The 491-nt window shown below is 42.0% G+C and carries 1 protein-coding gene; it reads right to left on the bottom strand.

The window, feature by feature from the left end:
* Positions 1–18 precede the first annotated feature (18 nt).
* The gene (locus JUK32_RS08390; RefSeq protein WP_204138407.1) at positions 19–402 is read right to left on the bottom strand and encodes a YdeI family protein; all 384 of its coding nucleotides are present in this window, start codon (positions 400–402) and stop codon (positions 19–21) included.
* Positions 403–491 lie beyond the last annotated feature (89 nt).

The raw sequence follows: 491 nt of genomic DNA, 5'->3' as shown, positions 1-491 counted from the left end.
CACAGATGGCTCCCCTTCTCAATCTGAGAATCTAGCTACATCAATACTCTCAGGACTTTTCTGCACCACTAAGGGTTTCTCCTTAAGTCTTTCTACAATATCTTCAGCAATAATAAATTTCTCATTCAAATCGGGAAGTGTTATTTTTCCAGCCTCAGTCATCAATTCCAGCGAAATCAGACGGCGAGCGCGTTCTTTATTCAACTCTGTCCAATTGCTTCGCTTCTTTCGAGGTGTAAATCTTTGAGCAAGCTCATACGGTGAGAATCGCTTTTGGATACCATCAATCCAGCCAAAACAGATGGCTTCTTCTACTGCGTCAAGGTACTTCACTGTTTGCTGTTCAGAATGATCGTCAGATAACAACCAAATTTCTGTGAGTGTTTTGTGGTGTTTATCCAACCATTCTCGCCACTCATACCAATTCCCTATGAGGTGAAGCAGAATATAGGAGTACTGATTTCAAGCACAAAAGATGGCTCGTCCACTCA

Origin of the sequence: Halomicronema sp. CCY15110 (genome assembly GCF_016888165.1) — a bacterium.
Lineage (GTDB): Bacteria > Cyanobacteriota > Cyanobacteriia > Phormidesmidales > Phormidesmidaceae > Halomicronema.
This window is presented reverse-complemented; position numbering and strand designations above follow the sequence as displayed.